The organism is Mucilaginibacter calamicampi (genome assembly GCF_042676765.1).
GTDB lineage: Bacteria > Bacteroidota > Bacteroidia > Sphingobacteriales > Sphingobacteriaceae > Mucilaginibacter > Mucilaginibacter calamicampi.
Map to the genome: position 1 here is coordinate 230,725 of NZ_JBHTHU010000006.1, position 20,374 is coordinate 251,098.

Here is a 20,374-nt window from a genome sequence, read left to right on the forward strand (position 1 = left end):
CAGTGGGTTGGGTTATGTAGATGTTTCAGGTATTGTTACTTTACAAGGGTAACATGCCCGCTTAATTTACTGTTTTGTTTACTTTCTTCTAGTAAAAGCACGTAATAGTAAGCCGCAGCAGGCAAGGGGCGCCCATTGTTGCTGCCATCCCAGGGTTTAAAGTATCCTCTGGATTGAAAAACCAGCTGCCCGCCGCGACTGTAAATATTCATTAAGCAGTTAGGATAATAAGAAAGGTCGGGGATATCCCAGTTATCATTTATTCCATCGCCATTGGGGCTAAAAGCATTTATTATTTTTATGGCTAAAGGCGATTTGATAGTTACGGATAACGAACTGGTAAGCGGCACGGCGCAAATAACATTTGTGGTAATGGTGCAGCTTACCAAATCATGGTTTTTTAATGTGTTGCTTGTGTAGGTAGCGTTATTGGTACCTACATCTGTTCCGTTAACCTTCCATTGGTAGTCGGTAGTTGTGCCTGTATTTGTTGCTATCGCGTTAAAAGTAATAGGTATACCGGGGTAAACATTGTCGGCATCGGCTGTGATGCTAATGTTTGGCGCAGGGCCCGGTGGCGTAGTTACCGTTAATTGCTGATTTACCGCACTGGCAGGCCCATAAGTACTATTGCCTGCCTGGCTGGCAGTGATAGTAGTAATGCCTGCGCCAACAATATGAACAAGCCCCGCACTGTTAACCGTAGCAACGGATGGATTACTGCTGGTATAGGTAATGGTTAACCCGGCAGCATCTGTACTTGCCCCCGCCGAAAAATCAGCATCGCAAACTATTTTTGACGCGATGGCCGGGAAAGTGATCTGCTGGTTCTGCAGTATAGCTATGGTTGCAGCCGCAACGTTTGCGGGCCAGTAGTTGGCGTTGCCAACCTGTGTGGCAGTTATAACCGTAACGCCGGGCCCCACTATTTTTACTTTGCCACCCTGAATAATTGCCACGCTGGTATTGCTGCTGTTTTTGTATACAATGGGTGTTTCGTTATTTGTACTGGTGGCCTTAGGGTCTAAAAAACCATTTGCATCCATGGTCATTTCAGACTGCGGCGGGAATGTAATAATTGATTCCTGCAGCGTATGTGTAGAGTTTACCTCTATGCTTATTGTAGCGCTGCTGGTACTTATGCGATCTAATTTGCCAGGACTATCAGTGTAATGTATAAAAGCGGTAATTACATAATCTGTAAGTGGCCATGCCGAAGTTGGAGTTCCACTAATGATGCCTGTATTTTTTTCAAATACCAACCCCGGTGGCAGCGGTTTATTAATAACATATCCGCATGCCATTAATTTAATAAATCTATCATTGTTCTGATCAGCTATAAATATATTGCCTGCCGCGTCAAATGAAATATCTTGCGGGGCGTTAAGTTCCATGTCTAAAGTGCTGGTATTATCGTTGTCATAACCCGGAAAACCGGACCCTATTAAAACATTATAATTATTTTGAGGCGTTATTATAACTATCTGGTGCCTGCTTCTGTGAGCTGCGTAAATATTGCCATACTCGTCTACCTTTATTCCGCCACCGTTAAAATCTATATTGGCAAGTTGGGGCGGGCCGCCTATACCTGCAACAGTGCTTACTTCGCCATCCGGTGTTATTTTACGGATAGCGCCATTTTCTGACACATAGATATTTCGTTCTTCATCCGTAGCTAACCACCCCGGAAAATTAAATGTCGCCTCAGTAAGTGCGCCGTTAACATGCCCGGGGATACCTTTACCTGCCAGTGTGGTTACTATCCCATCGGCGGTAACTTTTCTAATGGCGTGATTTTGCATATCGGCTACGTAAAGGTTGCCCTCAACATCAAAAGCTAAACCGTAAGGTTGGTTAAAAGTAGCAGCGGTACCCGCACCGTCTGTAAAGCCTGCAACGCCGCTGCCTGCAAATACACTTACAGTACCATCGGTATTAATCTGGCTTATGGTGTGCCCCATATAGTCTGCAATAAATATACCGCCTGAAGGGCTTACAGCTATGCTGGTAGCTCCTGTTGGAGTATTCCAGATAGGTATTGGTGAATTAGGTCCTCCTCCACCGTTTACTGCATAATCATATCTGCGTATGATTTTATCACCGTAATTAACTCCATACAGAAGCCCTCCCGGTGTGGCGACCAATGATTTAATTTCAGAAGCATATCCGATCAACGTATAGGGAGTAAATCCGGTAGATGAAATTGGAGTACCTGAATTAGTAGGCTCTATTGGCGTTATAGGTGTATTAACAGTAAATAAGTGGGGCGTTGGGTAAGTAATATGAGGTGCGGGGGTAATGGTTATGGGCCCCGGCGGTATCTGAGAAAAAGCATGAGGCGCTAAAAAAAATAGAACATACACCAAAACATGCTTTACAACATTAACAACTACGGCTATTGGTTTTTTTAACGTCGGCATAGGCATTGATGTTCTCAAAATTAACATCTTTAGTGGTATGTACTACCTGATAATGTTAAAGTATAACTAATTATTTTAATTATAGTTTATGTTAAGTATGGTTAACCAGGTTTGCGAATGTCTGTTTGTCTTTTAAAACAGATGCCTCAAATATCGTACATCAGGCAACCTTTAAGGCATAATTTGCGTGATGATATTATAAAGCCAAAAGGTTTATAAATATCCACCAATGATTCCTGTATCTGTAGTTATAATTACGAAAAATGAAGCCGAGACCATCGAAAAAAGCATTAATGCCACAAAGCTGATAACCGATGATATTATAGTAATTGATAATGATAGTGCTGACGGTACCGCCGACATAGCGCTTGCAAATGGTTGCAGGGTTTATCAGAAAAGCTGGGGTGGCTATGGCGCCAATAAAAATAAGGGGAGTAACCTGGCTAAGTATAACTGGATATTAAGTATTGATGCGGATGAAGTGCCGGATGTTGAATTGGTGTTAGCCCTGCACGATCTGAAACTGGATGATGAACAGGTGGTATACGATATAAAATTCAGATCGTTCTTTGGTAAAAAACGCATACGTTTTGGCAACTGGGGCCGCGATCATCATATTCGCCTTTTCAATAAAAAACTAGTAAAATGGTCTGAACCTTTGGTGCACGAAACTTTGGTGCTGCCCACGCAAATTAAAGTAGCGCAACTTACCGGCAACATTAATCATTATTCAGTAAAAGACAGTTTTGAATGCGACAATAAGGCTGTTTATTATGCTAAATTAAGTGCGGCTAAACACTATCAAAATGGCAAGCGCGCCAGTTTTGCCAATATGTATTTATCGCCATTTTTTAACTTTTTTAGAAATTACGTATTGCTTTTAGGGTTTTTAGATGGCCGCGAAGGTTGGGTTATTGCCAAAACCATCTATAAAAACCGCTGGCTTAAATATCACTATCTAAACCAAATGGCGGGCAGCTACCATAAAGCCGAACATTTGGAACGTGACCTGGCGGTTGAATATTAGTTTTCATGAAGTCAAAGCTTATCCAAAATTTATCTGCAAACACCTTACAGTTGGTGTTTAACCAAGTGCTGGGCGTTGGCATATTCCTTTTATTATCGACATCATTAAGCAAAACAGATTTTGGCCGATTAAACCTTGCCCTGGCCATACTGCTGGCCATATTTAGCATATTATCAGTAGGCATGGATCAGTTGATAATAAAGAAAATTGCAGCGGGCGGGCATAAACAGCAAGTGCTTTCATTATACGTTTTCCATGTTTTATTTGCAGGAACGCTGTTTGCCCTGATGTTGTTAGCAGGCTGGTTAATTTTACCAACCGGAGCAATCTATAATTTGATATTGTTTATTGGGATAGGAAAGCTGCTGCTGTTTTTTTCAACCCCTTTTAAGCAGGTAACAAGCGGCCTTGAGCAGTTTAAGCTCCTGGCTTATATGCTGTTGGTGTCAAACGTGGTTAGGTTTGTTGGTTTGATAATTTTGCTTGCCTTACATAGCATAAGCCTGCGCTATTTGGTTGGTGTTTTTATTATTGGCGATGCATTGGAACTGCTTTTAACCATATATCTGTTTAAAAAAGCAAATGATACCATAGCCATTAAATGGTATAAAAGCGGCTATCTGGCATTGCTTCGCGAAGCGATACCGCAAAGCGGGGTTGTTATTATTACCGCCGCGTTGGCCCGGTTAGACTGGATCTTGATCGGTCTTTTTCTTTCGGCTACCCGGCTTGCAGAGTATAGCTTTGCTTACAAGATATTTGAAATGGCTACCCTGCCCTTGCTGGCTATTGCGCCATTGCTTATACCTCGCTTTACAAAAGTTTTCAGTAAAACGGATATCGACACTTCCGGGCTCCAACTACTATTAAAAGCAGAGTGTATTATTGCGGCGTTTATTGGTTTGCTGTTAAATATTTGCTGGGCGCCTGTTGTTGATGCTGTTACCGCAGGCAAATACGGAGCAGTTAACACCAACACTATTTTTATTTTAAGCCTGTGCATGCCGCTACTGTATGTGCAAAATTTTTTCTGGACAATATTCTTTGCACAAGGCCGGTTAAAAATGATCCTGCATTCGTTTATTATAACTTTAACAGTAAACGTTGTTGCTGATGTAATTCTGATCCCCCTATACCAAAATGAAGGGGCTGCGGCGGGGTTTTTATTATCATGTTCTGCACAGGTTATCTTCTTTCTCTACAAAAATAAATTACCTCAATTTAGCAATAGTTGGCAGCCGTTGGTAATGTGCACGCTTTGCGCTTTGGGCAGTGGCTATGTTGCAAAATTGCTTTTCCGAGGTGGGTGGCTTGCCTTGCCTGCCTGCATTGTTTTTTACATGCTCTTACTATTTATTACCGGCATTTTAAAGTTTAAGGACAAAGAGAAACTGAAGCTGGCTTTAGGCTAATATATCATTCAACACAGGCAACCAAGGCTTGTTAGGGGTCGTAATTGTTTTGAAACAGCATGTCTGTTAAAAAACCAGCCGAGTACCCGGGAATGTACAACAGTTTTAAAAAAATAGGCCTGAAAAAGGTACGCGCTTTTGCCGATTGGAAATTGCTGTTGCTATTGCTGCTTTTTTTAAATGTAAAACTGGCAATAAAAATACCCGCTATTATACTGGTATACCTGCTTGATGTTAATTTTAAGTTTGGTTTCAGCTTTAAAAACTCCCGCCTGCCGCTATTTTACCCGGTTATTATTGTTATTGGGCTCATAGCCGTTATCATTAACAAAGATTATAGCGCGCCTAACTACCCCCTTGTTTTAGGTATTGGTGTTCTGTTTTGGATGCTGTGCATTCTGGCTATTCACCAGGTAAAGTTATCGGTTGAGAAAAGCGAGGTTGCGGTTATTCATCAAACGCTGTTGATCTTTTTCATAGTAAATGCCGTTTTCTCGCTGTTCAACCTGGTGGCAATACTTGCCGAAATAGGCATAACCAACCCTTATACCTATCGCGGTCAGTATCAAAAATACTTTTTAAGCACCGGCGATTTTATAAAGGGGCTAACTTTTGATACTTCTACCAATAACGCCATCATCAGCGCTTTTGGGGTGATTTATTATTTTACGCTAAAAAAGCCTGTAATGCTGCTGGTGTGTATGGTGGTATTGCTTTTAACCGGAAGCAACTTTACTAACCTGGCGTTGTTGCTTATCCTGATACCGTTGCTTGTATTTAAAAGTAACCGCGACCAGAAAAGCCTTTTAATGGTTTGCGGGATGCTTTTTATTGTGTTTATGACGAAGATCTCGCCAGAGAACAACAAGTATGTTGTAGATACTTTTAAAAATATCGCCCACATAAAAAACCCACCTGCAAAACCTGATACGCTGCCCATACCCCTTACGCTACGTGCCGACAGTACGCTTGATCACGAAGAAAAACGGCAAAAGCTTGCTATGCTGTACCTGGATAGTCTGAGTGCCCAACAAACTGCCCCGGTCCGCCCGGCAGTTGCAAAAAAAGTTTTTACAACTGATGCCGGCCGGGTGTTTATACCGCAGCCCAGTATACATACGCCACCTTTTCAGGGCTTGAAAGTTACACCGGCGGGGCAAATACCGCTGGTAAAGTTTATTAGCGCGCATAAAAAAGAACTGCATCTGGCAGCGCAGGCAGAAGTTAATACCACCCTGCCCGGCAAATTACAAGGGCATTTGCAAACACTGCGCTTTTTCATACAGCATCCTGCTAAAATATTAACCGGCGACGGCATGGGCAACTTTTCATCAAAATTGGCTTTCAGAGCCAGTGGGATTGGTGTAACAGGTACTTATCCCGCCAAATACGTTTACATTGATCCTGATTTTAAGGCGAACCACCTTGACCTGTACCTGGAGTTTTTTAGTAAGCGCGGAGATTATCATTCGCTAACGCATAGTCCGTTCTCTGTGTACGACCAAATGCTGGGCGAGTATGGCCTGTTGGGGCTTGCCGCTTTGTTTGTCTTATACATCGCATTTTTTGCCCGGCATTACAAGCAGCTCACTTATGGTATCCCCATTATTGCGCTGGTATTAATTATATTTTTTATTGATTACTGGTTTGAGCAGCTATCGGTTTTGGTGCTGTTTGAACTGCTGCTTTTTTTAAATATAAAGGAAGGCCAAAAGCCGGTTGATTATGCAGACTGATCCTACCATAACCGTATTAATGCCCGCTTACAATGCCGGGTGCTACATAGCCGAAGCTATTCGATCGGTGTTAGCGCAAACTTACGCCGATTTTGAATTGGTAATTGTAAACGATGGTTCTACTGACGATACTTTAAACATCATTAATAGTTTTAACGACCCGCGTATCAGGGTAATTAACCAGAATAACTTGGGCGTGGCCGCGGCGCTTAACAACGGCTTAAAAAATGCACGCTCACCCTATATAGCCCGTTTTGACGCCGACGATATTTGCTACCCCGAACGACTGGAAAAACAGCTTTCTTTTTTAGAAATGAACGCTGGATATGTCTTAGTGGGCAGTGATGTTGAATATATCTCTGCCGGGGGCGATCATCTGTTCAATTTTGAGTGTATTGCGCATACGCACGAAGAAATCATCCGGAAAATGTACTTCTACTGCCCGTTTGTACACCCTGCGGTGATGTATAAAAAGGAGAGTATAATAAAGCTGGGGGGATATCCGGAGAACGCGCACAATTTTGAGGATTATTTGCTGTGGACCAACATTGCCAAAGCCGGAAAGCTATATAATTTACGCGAACCCCTTGTTAAATACAGGCTCAACCCGACATCAGTAACCATTGACGAAAAATGGCGCGGTAAAAGGTTTCGTAATTTAAAGAGGAACGCGGTATTGCGCGGGGCAATTACACCGGCCGAAGGTGAGGAACTGATGGCCATTATAAAAGACCAGGATACAAAGCAAATACGCGAAAGCGCTTACCATGCCTTATGCGGTAAAAAATTCCTTACCGATAATTATCAGCCACAAAGATCGCGCGGACATTTTAGTCGCGCTATTAAAATATTCCCCCAACGGCTGGATAATTACCTGCTGTATACTTTAAGCTTTTTACCACAAAGGCTGATCAATTTTATGCATAAACTAAGTCCAAACCGCTTGTAAGTATGAAGGTAGCCATTATAGCACGATCAACTTTATACAGCGTTCCGGGCGGCGATACGGTGCAGGCTGTGCAAACGGCCAGGCAATTAAATATGCTGGGAGTAAGCGCTACAATAAAGTTAAGCAATGAACATATAGTCTATACCCAGTACGATCTGCTGCATTTTTTTAATCTTATTCGCCCGGCAGATATACTTCATCACAGCGAACAAGCAGCCAAACCGTTTGTGGTGTCAACCATTTTGGTTGATTACAGCGAATACGACAAGTATTACAGAAAAGGTGTTGGAGCAATATTTAACTATTTATCAGGTAATACTATTGAGTATTTAAAAACAATGGCCCGTTGGGCACTCGGTCGCGATCACCTTGCGACGAAAGCATATATATGGAAGGGGCAGCGCAAAAGTATCATGACTATTTTAGCGCGAGCCAACCAGATATTGCCTAATTCTTTCTCAGAATGTCGCAGGGTGAACACGGCCTATCCTTCAAATGTCAGATATACCATTGTTCCTAATGGCATTGATCCTGAATTATTCAAATACAATCATGCTGTAAAAAAGGATGCAGAGCTGGTGCTTTGCGTGGCACGTATTGAAGGGATAAAAAATCAGTTAAACCTGATAAAGGCATTAAACGGAACCCGGTTTAAACTGATACTTATAGGTGCTTATAGCCCTAATCAAAAAGGCTATTATGATGAGTGCCGGGCTATTGCAGCACCCAATATCGTTTTCATAGATCATATTCAACAGGCGCAACTGCTTCAATATTACGCGCAAGCCAAGGTGCATATTTTACCCAGCTGGTTTGAAACTACCGGACTAAGTTCTGTTGAGGCCGCTGCGATGGGGTGCAATATTGTAATTACGGATAAAGGCGATACGCGCGAATATTTTGAAGACGCCGCGTTTTATTGCAACCCCGCTTCGCCGCAAAGCATTTTAGCCGAAGTGGAAAAGGCAAGCTCTGCAACTAATAATACCGCGCTGCGCGAAAAAATATTAGAAAAATATACCTGGCCGCAAGCCGCGAAACAAACGCTTAAAGCATATCAACTGGCATTACAATGAAATTAAGGATAGCGATTTTAGGAACAAGGGGCATCCCCAATTATTATGGTGGGTTTGAGCATATATCAGAATATGTATCTGAAGGGTTAGTTAAGCGTGGGCATAAGGTAACGGTTTATAATTCCCACAATCATCCTTACCAAAATGACGCATGGAACGGTGTTGAAATTAAGCATTGTTATGATCCCGAATACCTGATGGGAGCTGCCGGGCAGTTTGTTTATGATTTGAATTGCCTGATGGATGCCCGCAAGCAAAACTATGATGTTATTTTATTGATGGGTTACACCAGCAGTTCGGTGTGGGGAAGACTGTATCCTAAGCAAAGCACTATAATTACTAATATGGATGGCCTGGAGTGGAAACGCTCAAAATACAGTAAGCCTATTCAGCGCTTTTTAAAATACGCCGAGCGTTTGGCGGTTAAACACAGCCAGTATTATATTTCAGACTCGTCCATTATAAAAACCTATTTGGCTGATAAATATGACATTGACAGCCGGTATATTCCTTACGGAGCAGACCCCTTTTCGCTAAACGAGCGGGAGCAGATGAGCAAAAAGCAGGCGCTTAAAGAGGATTATTTTTTGCTGATGGCCCGCATGGAGCCTGAGAATAACATCGAGACTATTTTGCAGGGCTTTAACAGCAGCAACTCGCGCAAGCAATTTGTTGTGCTGGGCAATACCGAAAACCGCTTCGGAAAATTCATTACGCACAAATTTAAAAATGACAACCGTATAAAATTTAAAGGCGCTATTTACGATACGCCAAGTATCCGCGTATTACAAAATAACTCCTATCTCTATTTTCACGGGCACAGTGTAGGTGGTACCAATCCATCGCTGTTAGAGGCCATGGCCAGCGAGGCTTTAATCGCGGCGCACAATAATCCGTTCAACAGGTCGGTACTCAACGCCGATGCTTTTTACTTTTCTAATGAAGGTGATGTATGTAACCTGGTTGAAAACGTGCAGCGCCAAAACAACGAGCAGGCAATGGTAAACAACAATGCACATAAAATAAAACAGCATTTTAACTGGGATAACGTTGTGAACCAGTACGAGGAATTTGCTATAGAATGTTACCTGAAACATAACCATGACAGACCTGTTAAGACCCAACAATAGCCTTACCAACAGGATAAGTTATTGGCACCTACTGCTGCTGTTGGCCAGTTTGCCGTTTGATCGTTTTTTTAGCCATGTTATATTAATAAGTTTTGCATTGCACTTATTGATCCACCTGCATAAGCCGCTTTTTAAACCGCTTGATATTGTGCTTACTTCAGCGTTTTTTGTAACCTTAATAAGCACACTGTATACCACTAACCTGCCCGGCGCCTACAGCGAGCTGGCGCTTGATATACCCATACTCATCATCCCCATGTTGTTTTGTTTAGCAACAGTTGTTCTTAAACAATACCGGGATAAATTATTGCAGGGCTTTACCTGGGTTTGCGTAGCCACAGTTGTGTACTTATATGCCGATGCCATCAGGTTGATCAAATATTACCAGCTGCCTTATTCGGCTATATTTTCTGCGGCGTTTACCAATCATAACTTTTCGGCACCTATAGATATGCATGCTACCTTTTTCGCCATGCAAATTGCCATAGCGTTAGTTTATGTAATAGCTTATCTGATCAGAGAAAAATCAAAGTACGGCCTTTACATCCCATGCGCGTTGATATTAGTGGCAGGGTTGATGCAGCTATGTTCTAAATCTGTTTTTTTCGCTTTGCTGTTAATTGTAAACATTGCCATACCCTGTTTTTTGTTACAGCAAAAAAAACGCTGGCGATACATTGCCGCAACAGCAGCTATCTCAGTATTGCTTTTAGCTGTCGTTTTTTCCATCGGTACTTTGCGCACCCGTTACATTACTGATTTAAGTGCCGATCTTTCACACTCAGCAAGCGGGCAACTGCTTGACTCAAGAATGGCCCGCTGGAGCGTAGTAACTAATGTTATAAAACAAAGCCCGGTTTTTGGCCATGGCGCCGGAACGGAAACAGCCATATTGCACGAACAATTTTTTAAGCAAAAATATTACAGCTCGTTTTTGAAGAACCTGAATGCCCATAACCAATACCTCAGTTTTCTTTTCAAATCGGGCATCTGGGGTTTGCTGACCTATCTGGGCACTTTAGTGTATGGTTTTAATAAAGCCATAAAAAGAAAGGACCTGCTGTTTTTTACGTTTATGCTATTGGTTAGTCTTATATCATTATCAGAAAACCTGTTGGATGTGGATAAAGGCGTGTTTTTTTACGGGATTTTCTTTTCATTCTTTGCGTTTTCGGCAACTAAAAGCGACGACGCGTTTAAGCCTGTTTCTGTGTAATTTTTAAGCGGCAAGGCAACCAATTTAAGTATAGCCACGTCATTATTGCAGAACAGCAAATACTATTGATATCGTGATCATACAGATTAATCCGACGAAGCAGGTGCCAAAAATTAACGAAGATATATTAACTACACTCGCTTACTTTGATATGTTTAATTATCCGTTGGTCGCCGGTGAGATCAATCTGTTTTTACGCAACAAATACCAACAGAACGACTTTGATAATGCTTTAAGCGGATTGGTAAGCAACCGCCTGGTGTTTCAGTTTGGCATTTTCTATTCGCTCAAAAACGACCACGCCAATATTGAAAAACGCCGTAATGGCAATAAAAAGGCAGATGAACTGATAAAAGTTGCAGAGCGCGTTGGCAACTTACTTATTAAGTTTCCTTATGTAAGGGGTTTAGCTATTTCAGGGTCGTTATCTAAAAACTTTGCAGATGACCACTCAGATATCGACCTGTTTATAATAACATCTGCCAATCGCCTTTGGATAGCACGAACCTTAATGCATGCCTTTAAAAAGCTAACCTATCTTGTTAATAAGCAAGACTGTTTTTGCATGAACTATTATGTAGATGAGAAGCAAATGGAGATAGCCGAAAAAAATATTTATACCGCTATTGAAATTGTTACGCTTATTCCCCTGCAGGGTGATGCCATAATGGAAAAGTTTTATGCAACCAACAACTGGACGCACCAGTGGCTGCCCAATAAAATTATGCGGGTATCGTCTGCAAAACCTTTAAGATTTAACGCTTTAAAACAATCAATAGAAGCTGCGTTTAATAATCGCCTCGGCGATACTATTGACAACCTGCTAATGAAGATAACTGCTAAACGCTGGCTTAAAAAGACGCAGCTTAATAAGCTTAACGCGCATGGCGGCATTATGGCTATGGCAACGGGAAAGCATTACGCGAAGCCTGATCCGGAAAACTTTCAAACCCGCCTGCTTAGGCAATATGATGTTAAGATGTCGCATATTTTGCATCGCCCCGAGAGCAGCATGGCGCAATGATTACTTTTTTTGTAAGGTGATGATATAATAATCGCCTATAAATTTCCAGGGCCAGCTTGTTTTAAACTTATCCTCGGCTTTTTTTAGGAGGGTATAAATGCGCGGATATTTTTCTGCAAACCCCTCTATGTAAGATGGCGGCACCAGCGTACATAAACCCTCAACGCCCAGCAAGTCAAATTCAGCTTTAACGGCATTTATAACATGCGATGGGTTGTAATACCAGCAGGTAAACCAGGTACCCTCTACATGTGCTTTAACCCCGTATTTACTGAACCATCGCCGGGTAGCGGTTTTAAACTTTCCTTTAAAGATCAATAGCGATTCCCACAGGCAAAACTTTGGCAGTATAACTAAAGTTATAACGCCCCCTGGTTTTAACAATTGCGGCAGTGATGATAGAACTGTATCCAGTTCGCCAGTACAATTTAACCCCGCAAAGTTCGAGAAGATATGATCAAAAGGTCCCCTGTTCTTCAGCAAATGTAATTGGGTAAACGAGCAAAGCTCATTACTAACCAAATGTTCCATGTTACAGTATTTAACCTTTTGCTGCAATTGCTGCTGCATACCGGGCGATACATCTGTAGCATGGATATGGAAACCTTGCTCGGCAAAAAAAACGGCGTCATCGCCGGTACCGCTGTTTAGTTCCAGTATGTTTCCACCGGGTTTTAAATACCGTAAAACGTGGGTGCGTACGCGATCGCGTTTATACGCAACAATCGTATTGGCAGCATAAATACTATCAAACACACCAGACTGCGCCGTAAATGCCTTGGCAGCATAATACTCGTTGCCTCTGTCGACAATTGCTTCCATTATGCCTTTTCTAGTTGAGTTAACTTGATCCGTTCAAAAAACGTTGCTGGTGCATGGTACAAAACCGACAGCGCTTTTCTTAAAAGCTTGGCGTTAATACTTAAGGGATGCCTGATTAACGTTACCATACTGTTTTTTGCCAGGTGCTTATGATAGTTTTGATGTACGTATTTGTGCAATTGCTTGTAGTAGGATGGCGGAAAAGTATTGCGGAACATCAAGGCCATTTCATCAGAGTCTGTCCAATTGGTTTTGTTATGCAGATCAGCCTTTACCCTGTCATAAAAAACGGTGCCTGGTAACGGATAGGATACCGAGATCCCAATCTCAAAAGGGAGCAGCTTATTTATCATTTTTACTGTTTGGGCAATGTCGGCCTTATCTTCACCCGGATAACCAAATTGAATAAAGAATGAAGGCTTTATACCATTGTGTTTCATTGCCTGAGTAGCAACACTGATCTGCTCTACCGTGATACCCTTATCCATAGCATCCAAAACTTTTTGCGATCCGCTTTCGGCTCCTATCCAAACATTTTCGCAACCTGCCGCAGCCAACGCGGCAACAACATGCTCATCTGCTAAAAGGTCGGCGCGTGATTGGATCTTAAAGCGGATGGAAATATTCTCCTGTACAATCAATTGCGCAAATTCTATTATCCAGCCAGGTTTTAAACCAAAAATATCATCGCAAAACCAAATATGGTCCATTTTAAAAAGCGATGTAAGGAGCTTTATTTCCTGCACTACATTTTGCGGACTACGTGAATTATACCTACTGCCATAAATGGGTTTGGCGCACCAGTTGCACTTAAAAGGGCAGCCCCTTGTGGTACTCATGTTGATAGAAAAATAGCCCGCATTTTTCAGCCAGCTTTTGCGATACGGCTCTATATCTATCAGGTCCCAGGCGGGAAGGGGCAAACTGTCAAGATCCTTTAAAACAGGTCGCGCCGGTGTTTTGTAAGGCTGGCCGTTTTTTAAAAAAGCAAGGCCGGGTATTTCGGCGTAAGTACTTTCACCGTCTTTAATATTATCTATTAACTCCAACAGTGTATGTTCTGCTTCGCCTATAATCACAAAATCGGCACCCTCTTTCAAATATTCACCATATCGATCTGTCGAGTCAGAACTGGAAACAATTACCGTGCAGCCCTGTGCTTTCGCCAGTTTACACATGCTAAACGCAGCCTCGCGCATATTGGTAAGGCACATTTTTGTAAGGTAGTTAAAGCCATCATCATACAATACGAAAAACGCAGGAGCGCTATTGATCAAAGCCGCGTTGATCTCTTCGGGCTGATGGCAGAACATGCTATCAAATAATGATACATTGTACCCCTTTTCGCGCATTAAAGCAGCTGCATACAAGGTACCCAAAGGCGGGTACGGCTGTCCTAAGGCAAACTGCTTCGGGTCAAATCGTAAAAAATAGGAGTGGCTGAAAAGTATGTTGTGCATTTACAGGAGTTACGCTTTTAAAATGCTATGGGTTGCCTGCCCAGAGCTTTGACCATTATTTACTTTTAATGCGATAAATATTATATCCGTTTAAGTTGCCCTCCAAATGATACGATCGGGCTACAAGGCTATCAACATATTTCCGCAGATCAGTGCTTACGTATTTAACATATTCCGGAAACCGCGGTACCAATACAACATCGGGTTGGTTAGTTTCCATATCTGCAAAAAATCTTTTTTTGGCAAGCGCTGTTTGGGTAACATTGAAGTAGATGGTTGGCGATAACCTTTCTGAATATACCTGTACCTGCGCGCCAAAGCCAGCTACAAATACTTTTTGATTACGGGTTGTATTGGCTTTTATCCATAATCCTAATTGCTTGCTGCGGGATTCATCAGGCTGAGAAGATATATTTTCGGTTTTGGTATTATCCTTAACAAACAACTTTTTTAAATTAACTAACGGCTCCAGTAATTTGGGAAAGAAACAAACCCATACGATTAAGAAAGCCCGTGCAGCTGAAATGTTGTAAGTTTTTATAATATGCGTTACTGCAAACGCGCTGATAAGTGAAAAGGCAGGCAGCAAATCCTTAAGCTGTATCCTGGCATAGTTGCCGACTATATTTAAACCGATAAATTCAAGCAAGAGCCATAAAAGCAGCCAATCCAATTTTCGCTTTATAAACCAGTAGGCCAGCAAAAGGGGATAAAACAATACCATTTCTGAATAGAAGAACATACCGCATAGTTGTTCAAGCCGCCATAATAAGGAATGGTCTGTAGTGCTGCCCGTGCCGAAGTTATCTGTTAAGGCATAAGTAAAAACCTCGCCGAGGTTGATGCCTGCAATAACAAATAGTATGGCCAATAAACCCAAGCCTGCCAAAACCCCGGCACAAAAAACAACTGTATATTTTTTGTCCCGATGTAACGATGCGATAAACAATGTTATAATGCCAAATATGGCCGACAACCTAAATCCTAAACCAACAGCGGCCGGAAAGCCACTTAAAAATGCACCGGCATTGTTTTGCCGGGTAAGGAAAATATAAAAAGCGATTATGATAAATAGCACTTCGTATGTTTCGGTGTACGAAACATACTTGCCGTCGGCGCAATGCCACAGTACCGATAGGCCGTAAAATGAGATAGCCAGCATAGCAGCTTGCTTGCCTGCTATATGGTAAGCTATTTTATAGATGTAGTAAATGCCTGCGGATTGGCACAGCGTACCTAACACCCTCGGAAACCAATAATTAACGCCAAAAAACAGATCAGACAAACCAAATACTGCAAAAAACAAAGGCGATTTATTATCAACCCCGCCGCTATACGGAACAAGACCGTGCCTAAACCAATTGCGGCCAATATAATGCCACATGGCCTCGTCTGCAGACAGCGCGAAACCATTGGTAAGCAGGGTAATAAATAGTTGCAGCAGCGTAAGCAATACAATTATCTGAAGAACGCCCGGGCTCCAGTTTTTTATAGATTGCTTTAAGTTCATGCAGGGCTACAGTTGGGTAAGGGGCGATAAATTTAAAGTGCACACGCATTTAACACAGGTGGCATTGGTTGCCATATCCAATTGCTTTCTGAAGTTTATTGCAGGTTCACTGTTAAGAATATCTAAAAGCTGTGCATCGCGGATATTACCTATCGCATCGTGAAAGAAACATGGGCGAACACTCCCGTCTGCCTCAATAACTGTAGATACCCAAGGCGCGTTACATTTTTTAAAGGGAAATGGATTTAGGCCATAAAATGCCGCGTAATATTGATAGATGTCGTAGATTTTATGGATTGATTCGGCTATGTAGCCATTTTCAAAGTCATCTTTATTATACTCAAAAAGTTCTGCAATAACAGCCGATAATTCCGGCAACTCATCCAACCCAATCAATATTTCGTGCTGCCTGGGCTCGGCCCAAGCTGTTTGGCGGTTAAACGCATGGCTGCTTACATCGGCAGGCAAAAAACTTATTTGATCTACCCCAATAGTTTTTGCCGCCTGGATAATGGCCGGCCATTGCCTGAAATTAAGCCGATGGATAACCGTACGTGCGGTAACGCGATAATCGGGTTTTAATGCTTTTAAATATTGTACACCGTCTTTTAGCTTTTTAAATGCGTTGGGTATGGCGCGGATCTCATCATGCAGCGGTTCATCACCATCCAGCGAAACAATAAGATCATCTACCCACTTTATCAGTTGATCAGCATTCTGTTTGATGGATAAGCCGGTGGTTAACAAGCTTATTTTTATTCGCTGCTCTTTAAGTATCTGGCAAAGCCTGAAAAAATTGGGGTTTAAAAGCGCTTCTCCGCCTGATATAAGCACCCGCTGTGTTCCCAGTTTCTTTAGTGAGATAAGCAGGCCGGTAATGTCTTCTTCGGTAAGCTGTTTAAGGTTTTTATTATCCTTCCATATATCGCACATTACGCAGCGGCAATTGCAGGCGCTATGCGGCATTAATATAACAAGTGGCAACGCAGAGATTTTATCGCTTTGCAAAGTGCGATATCGCTGATAGGTGTTATATAATGATAACGTTGCCATGCTGTGTTTAAAAGCCCTGTATTTCGGGCTGGCGATATTTCCAGATCTTCTGCAGCAGCTTTATCTCATACGGATATTGGTACACATTAATTTTATACCGTATGGTTGATGCAGCCTTTATAGCGGCGCGCTTTAAGGCGTTTAATCTGATGTCGGTAATAGTGGGATAAACTCCGTTTAATACCGTTTCAAAGTTTCTTATTTTATCAATCATCTCCGGCGTTAGCCAGGGGGTAAGCGGGTTTTTGCGCAGATCAAAATTTTCCCAGGCAGGGCTTATCCAATCCTCCAAGGTTTGCGGAAACTTAAAGCCGCTTGCCAATACCTGTTTATACAGTTCAGACCCCTCTGTAGGTACAGGGCTGTAGGTATAAATAATGATCTCTGTTTTAGGGTTTACCGCCTTTACCTGTTTAATAAAATCTATCTCGAAATCAATTTGTGCCTGTACCAATTGCGGCGTAGGGGCGGGGGTGCCTAACACGAATGAATATTCGGGTACTATATCAAATTTCTTTAGTCGTTCAGCAAATTGGATGATCTGCTCGCCCGTTTGAGTGCCGCCTTTATCCATTTGCTCTAAAATGGCGTTGTTGCCGCTTTCGGCTCCAAAGAAAATGATCTTGCAACCTGCTTTACGAATGGCAGCTAACGACTCATCTTTAAACTTGCTCATGGTATCAATGCGGGCCATACCCCACCACGTCATGCCCTCGGGTTCAATCAGCTTTGCAAATTCTACCGCGCGTTTTTCGGATACAAAAAAGTTGTTGTCATGAAACTCAATGGCATCAGCGCCCCATTTATCCTTTATATATTTAACGTCTTTATACACATTCTGCGCCGATTTTGCCTTCCACCGTGCCTCGTAAATAGGAACAACCGCGCAAAACGAGCATGTAAAAGGACAGCCTATGCTGGAGTGGTAGGCCAGGGTTTTTTCGCCCAGATAGGTCTTTCCTAAAAACTTCGGTATCGGGTAAAACCGGTTTAGTTTATCATAGGGCAGGGGTGGCAATGTGTCCTGATCTATCAGGTCTTCTTTAGCTGTTTTAAATATGCGGCCATCGGTATTTTGATAAATAAGATTTTTGATGAACTCAAACGGTTCATTTTTTTCCAAGGCATCTATCAGCAACGGGAAAGCATTATCGCCGGGCCCGTTTATAATAAAATCAACATAACGGGAATATAAAACAGATTCGGAGTGATTGGATGGAAAGTATCCGCCCCAGATCATTTTGGTATAAGGGTACTTTTCTTTTATGGTTTTAGCCGCTGTAATGGCTTGTCGCAACTGCGGCCCGGGCATAACTGTAAACCCGAGGTATTTAAACTCGCCGCTATCAAGGTAGGTTTCTATCTTTTTTAGGGCGTTAGCTTCGCAATTACCATCCACAATTACCCAATCATATTTGCCCTCAACTGATGCGGCAATGTTTAATATAGAATTAGGTATACGATATTTCGCGTCGGAGCTTTTAGGATTGAACAAAAGTATTTTATTCATTTATAGTGATATTAAAAGCGGCAGGCCTGGCCCACCGCTTTCCCCTAAAAAATAGCTACGTCTCCCCATAAAATTATGAAGTGAACTCTAGTATTAACACTACGTATTGATATTGGCGACGGTTGCCTATATGGTAAATAATATGGCGTTGGCAACCTTAGGTATTTATAGGGCGTATTTACAAAAACGCTTTTATGATAACAGCCGTAAGAAGGATAATAGAGCAGCGCATTTTCCCCCTTCAGGAAAAAGACTCAGTGGAGGCGTATGATCTGTGGGCAGAGAGTTATGATACACAGCCAGGCAACCTGATGATGGATATGGATTCGGCAATATTCTCGCAGCTGTTAAGCGAAATAAATATCGCCGGTAAACAAATTGCCGATATGGGCTGCGGTACAGGCCGGCACTGGCCCCTTCTTTTCAGGCAGAAACCAGCAGATATAAGTGGCTTTGACGTTTCGCCGGGAATGCTTAAACAACTTCAGCTTAAATATCCATCGGCGCATGTTTATCAAATTAAAGACAATCTGTTTGCTGATATTCCGGATAGATCATATGATGTAATTGTATCAACACTTACCGTTGCTCATATAGAAGATATTGATGAGGCCCTGCACGCCTGGTGCCGTGTGCTAAAAACCAAAGGAGATATAATTATTACTGATTTTCACCCTAACGCATTGGCATTTGGCGGTAAGCGAACTTTCAAACATCATAATACCAGCATAGCAGTAAAAAACTTTGTACACTATATAAGCAATGTTGAAGATACCCTGAGCAGGCACGGATTAACGGTGGTAAACAAAATTGAACGCGAGGTTAATGAATCAGTAAAACATTATTATGAAGCGAAAAACGCGTTGCCGGTGTATGAGAAGTTTAAGGATTCGCGCATAATTTACGGCATACATTTACGGCGCGGGTATGATATTGAATAACGTCATCACCAGCTCAAGTAAAAAACCGGTAGCTATTAAGGTTACTGCGGGGACTTACGATGGTTTACAGTTGAATTTTGATAATGCAATACTCTTTCCCGGTCTGGTTAATTCTCATGATCATTTAGACTTTAACCTCTTCCCCCAATTGGGCAACCGCTTTTATAACAACTATACCGAGTGGGGCAACTACATCCATCAAAACTATAAAAGCGAAATAGCAGCCGTTTTAAAAGTACCGCTTGAGCTGCGCACGCAATGGGGCCTTTTTAAAAACCTGCTATGTGGCGTTACCACTGTGGTAAATCATGGCGCATATTTAAATATCTCCAATTCGCCAATTACCGTATTGCAAACCCAATGTATCCATTCGGTGCAGTTTGACAAGCTGTGGAAGCTTAAATTGAATAATCCTTTCAAAGCAAAGCAACAGGTTTTGGTGCATGTAGGCGAGGGTAAAGATGACGTTGCTAAGAGGGAAATTGATGAGCTTATCCGCTGGAATTTTTTGCGTAAACAGGTGGTAGGAGTACATGGCGTGGCAATGTCGGCAACACAGGCAAAAAAATTCAGGGCGTTGATCTGGTGCCCGCAGTCCAACTTTTTTTTACTAGACAAAACAGCTCCGGTTAATGAGTTAAAGGAACACACCAACTTACTTTTCGGTACTGATTCAACATTAACAAGCAACTGGAGTATATGGGATCATATCAATACAGCCCGCCAAACCCGGTTGCTTAATGATGAGGAACTTTATAATACTCTCAACCGCAATACAGCCCAAGTCTGGACACTGCAGAACGACGCGCACAGCTTAGTAGTTGCTAAAAATAAAGACCGCGGTAATTTCTATAACGCGTTTTACGCCCTCCGTCCCGAAGATATTTTATTGGTAATGCACAGGGGTAATATCAGGCTGTTTGATGAAGAGTTGCTTGGCCAGTTGACAGCGCTTGATATGGAAAAATTTAGCAAGGTTTATATTAACACAGCGTGTAAATATGTGGAAGGTAATTTAGCGGCGCTGGTAGCAGAAATTAAAGCGTGGTATCCGGAAGGCCAGTTTCCTGTAACTATATAATGTTGGG

General features: G+C 42.2%; 16 protein-coding genes. 10 read left to right on the plus strand and 6 right to left on the minus strand.

All coding sequences use genetic code 11. The features are described from left to right. Nucleotides 1-35 precede the first annotated feature (35 nt). Entirely contained in the window at nucleotides 36-2,420 is a 2,385-nt protein-coding gene (locus ACFQZS_RS10590) for a T9SS type B sorting domain-containing protein (protein ID WP_377099991.1), read from the minus strand. A gap of 229 nt (nucleotides 2,421-2,649) precedes the next feature. On the opposite strand from ACFQZS_RS10590, the gene ACFQZS_RS10595 reads away from it, so the two are divergent. From ACFQZS_RS10595 to ACFQZS_RS10630, 8 genes are all read left to right on the plus strand, one after another. Beyond that, entirely contained in the window at nucleotides 2,650-3,447 is a 798-nt protein-coding gene (locus tag ACFQZS_RS10595) for a glycosyltransferase family 2 protein (protein WP_377099993.1), read from the plus strand. 5 nt (nucleotides 3,448-3,452) lie between these two features. Then, a complete protein-coding gene (locus ACFQZS_RS10600; RefSeq protein ID WP_377099995.1) occupies nucleotides 3,453-4,859 on the plus strand; it encodes an oligosaccharide flippase family protein in 1,407 nt (468 codons plus the stop codon). A gap of 59 nt (nucleotides 4,860-4,918) precedes the next feature. Continuing rightward, nucleotides 4,919-6,595, plus strand: coding sequence for a hypothetical protein (locus tag ACFQZS_RS10605; protein WP_377099996.1), 1,677 nt, complete (start codon nucleotides 4,919-4,921; stop codon nucleotides 6,593-6,595). Then, nucleotides 6,585-7,544, plus strand: a complete 960-nt coding sequence (locus ACFQZS_RS10610; protein ID WP_377099998.1) for a glycosyltransferase — start codon at nucleotides 6,585-6,587, stop codon at nucleotides 7,542-7,544. The genes ACFQZS_RS10605 and ACFQZS_RS10610 overlap by 11 nt, the downstream gene beginning before the upstream one ends. Before the next feature lie 2 nt (nucleotides 7,545-7,546). After that, nucleotides 7,547-8,620 carry a glycosyltransferase family 4 protein gene (locus ACFQZS_RS10615; RefSeq protein ID WP_377100000.1) on the plus strand — a complete coding sequence of 358 codons (1,074 nt, stop codon included), beginning with the start codon at nucleotides 7,547-7,549 and terminating at the stop codon, nucleotides 8,618-8,620. After that, nucleotides 8,617-9,750 carry a DUF1972 domain-containing protein gene (locus ACFQZS_RS10620; RefSeq protein WP_377100002.1) on the plus strand — a complete coding sequence of 378 codons (1,134 nt, stop codon included), beginning with the start codon at nucleotides 8,617-8,619 and terminating at the stop codon, nucleotides 9,748-9,750. Before ACFQZS_RS10615 ends, ACFQZS_RS10620 begins: the two co-directional genes overlap by 4 nt. Next, the gene (locus ACFQZS_RS10625; protein ID WP_377100003.1) at nucleotides 9,722-10,966 is read left to right on the plus strand and encodes an O-antigen ligase family protein; all 1,245 of its coding nucleotides are present in this window, start codon (nucleotides 9,722-9,724) and stop codon (nucleotides 10,964-10,966) included. The genes ACFQZS_RS10620 and ACFQZS_RS10625 overlap by 29 nt, the downstream gene beginning before the upstream one ends. A 73-nt stretch (nucleotides 10,967-11,039) precedes the next feature. Continuing rightward, nucleotides 11,040-11,990: a hypothetical protein gene (locus ACFQZS_RS10630; protein ID WP_377100005.1), complete on the plus strand. Its 951-nt coding sequence runs from the start codon at nucleotides 11,040-11,042 to the stop codon at nucleotides 11,988-11,990. Here ACFQZS_RS10630 and ACFQZS_RS10635 read toward each other — a convergent pair whose 3' ends face one another. Genes ACFQZS_RS10635 through ACFQZS_RS10655 form a run of 5 tightly spaced genes read right to left on the minus strand, consistent with a single transcriptional unit; the run spans nucleotide 11,991 to nucleotide 18,345 of the window. Continuing rightward, nucleotides 11,991-12,812: a methyltransferase domain-containing protein gene (locus ACFQZS_RS10635; protein WP_377100006.1), complete on the minus strand. Its 822-nt coding sequence runs from the start codon at nucleotides 12,810-12,812 to the stop codon at nucleotides 11,991-11,993. Next, complete coding sequence (locus tag ACFQZS_RS10640) at nucleotides 12,812-14,272, minus strand: B12-binding domain-containing radical SAM protein (protein ID WP_377100008.1); 1,461 nt, start codon at nucleotides 14,270-14,272, stop codon at nucleotides 12,812-12,814. Before ACFQZS_RS10640 ends, ACFQZS_RS10635 begins: the two co-directional genes overlap by 1 nt. 55 nt (nucleotides 14,273-14,327) lie before the next feature. Further along, nucleotides 14,328-15,782 (minus strand): ArnT family glycosyltransferase, encoded by a 1,455-nt coding sequence (locus ACFQZS_RS10645; protein ID WP_377100010.1) that lies wholly within the window; start codon nucleotides 15,780-15,782, stop codon nucleotides 14,328-14,330. A gap of 6 nt (nucleotides 15,783-15,788) precedes the next feature. Further along, nucleotides 15,789-16,835, minus strand: a complete 1,047-nt coding sequence (locus ACFQZS_RS10650; protein ID WP_377100012.1) for a radical SAM protein — start codon at nucleotides 16,833-16,835, stop codon at nucleotides 15,789-15,791. Nucleotides 16,836-16,842: 7 nt separating this feature from the next. Continuing rightward, entirely contained in the window at nucleotides 16,843-18,345 is a 1,503-nt protein-coding gene (locus ACFQZS_RS10655) for a B12-binding domain-containing radical SAM protein (protein WP_377100015.1), read from the minus strand. A gap of 194 nt (nucleotides 18,346-18,539) precedes the next feature. On the opposite strand from ACFQZS_RS10655, the gene ACFQZS_RS10660 reads away from it, so the two are divergent. Together ACFQZS_RS10660 and ACFQZS_RS10665 are read left to right on the plus strand one after the other, a co-directional pair. Next, on the plus strand, nucleotides 18,540-19,286 hold the full coding sequence (locus ACFQZS_RS10660) for a class I SAM-dependent methyltransferase (protein ID WP_377100017.1): 747 nt from the start codon (nucleotides 18,540-18,542) through the stop codon (nucleotides 19,284-19,286). Continuing rightward, entirely contained in the window at nucleotides 19,273-20,367 is a 1,095-nt protein-coding gene (locus ACFQZS_RS10665; RefSeq protein WP_377100019.1) for a hypothetical protein, read from the plus strand. Before ACFQZS_RS10660 ends, ACFQZS_RS10665 begins: the two co-directional genes overlap by 14 nt. The last annotated feature ends 7 nt before the right edge of the window (nucleotides 20,368-20,374 follow it).

Excerpts from the sequence above, each read along its gene's own strand:
- ACFQZS_RS10610 (WP_377099998.1), top strand. The coding sequence starts at position 6,585 with ATGCAGACTGATCCTACCATAACCGTATTAATGCCCGCTTACAATGCC.
- ACFQZS_RS10635 (WP_377100006.1), bottom strand. The coding sequence starts at position 12,812 with ATGGAAGCAATTGTCGACAGAGGCAACGAGTATTATGCTGCCAAGGCA.
- ACFQZS_RS10620 (WP_377100002.1), top strand. The coding sequence starts at position 8,617 with ATGAAATTAAGGATAGCGATTTTAGGAACAAGGGGCATCCCCAATTAT.
- ACFQZS_RS10660 (WP_377100017.1), top strand. The coding sequence starts at position 18,540 with ATGATAACAGCCGTAAGAAGGATAATAGAGCAGCGCATTTTCCCCCTT.
- ACFQZS_RS10615 (WP_377100000.1), top strand. The coding sequence starts at position 7,547 with ATGAAGGTAGCCATTATAGCACGATCAACTTTATACAGCGTTCCGGGC.
- ACFQZS_RS10600 (WP_377099995.1), top strand. The coding sequence starts at position 3,453 with ATGAAGTCAAAGCTTATCCAAAATTTATCTGCAAACACCTTACAGTTG.
- ACFQZS_RS10645 (WP_377100010.1), bottom strand. The coding sequence starts at position 15,782 with ATGAACTTAAAGCAATCTATAAAAAACTGGAGCCCGGGCGTTCTTCAG.
- ACFQZS_RS10650 (WP_377100012.1), bottom strand. The coding sequence starts at position 16,835 with ATGGCAACGTTATCATTATATAACACCTATCAGCGATATCGCACTTTG.
- ACFQZS_RS10595 (WP_377099993.1), top strand. The coding sequence starts at position 2,650 with ATGATTCCTGTATCTGTAGTTATAATTACGAAAAATGAAGCCGAGACC.
- ACFQZS_RS10655 (WP_377100015.1), bottom strand. The coding sequence starts at position 18,345 with ATGAATAAAATACTTTTGTTCAATCCTAAAAGCTCCGACGCGAAATAT.
- ACFQZS_RS10590 (WP_377099991.1), bottom strand. The coding sequence starts at position 2,420 with ATGCCGACGTTAAAAAAACCAATAGCCGTAGTTGTTAATGTTGTAAAG.
- ACFQZS_RS10625 (WP_377100003.1), top strand. The coding sequence starts at position 9,722 with ATGACAGACCTGTTAAGACCCAACAATAGCCTTACCAACAGGATAAGT.
- ACFQZS_RS10665 (WP_377100019.1), top strand. The coding sequence starts at position 19,273 with ATGATATTGAATAACGTCATCACCAGCTCAAGTAAAAAACCGGTAGCT.
- ACFQZS_RS10640 (WP_377100008.1), bottom strand. The coding sequence starts at position 14,272 with ATGCACAACATACTTTTCAGCCACTCCTATTTTTTACGATTTGACCCG.
- ACFQZS_RS10605 (WP_377099996.1), top strand. The coding sequence starts at position 4,919 with ATGTCTGTTAAAAAACCAGCCGAGTACCCGGGAATGTACAACAGTTTT.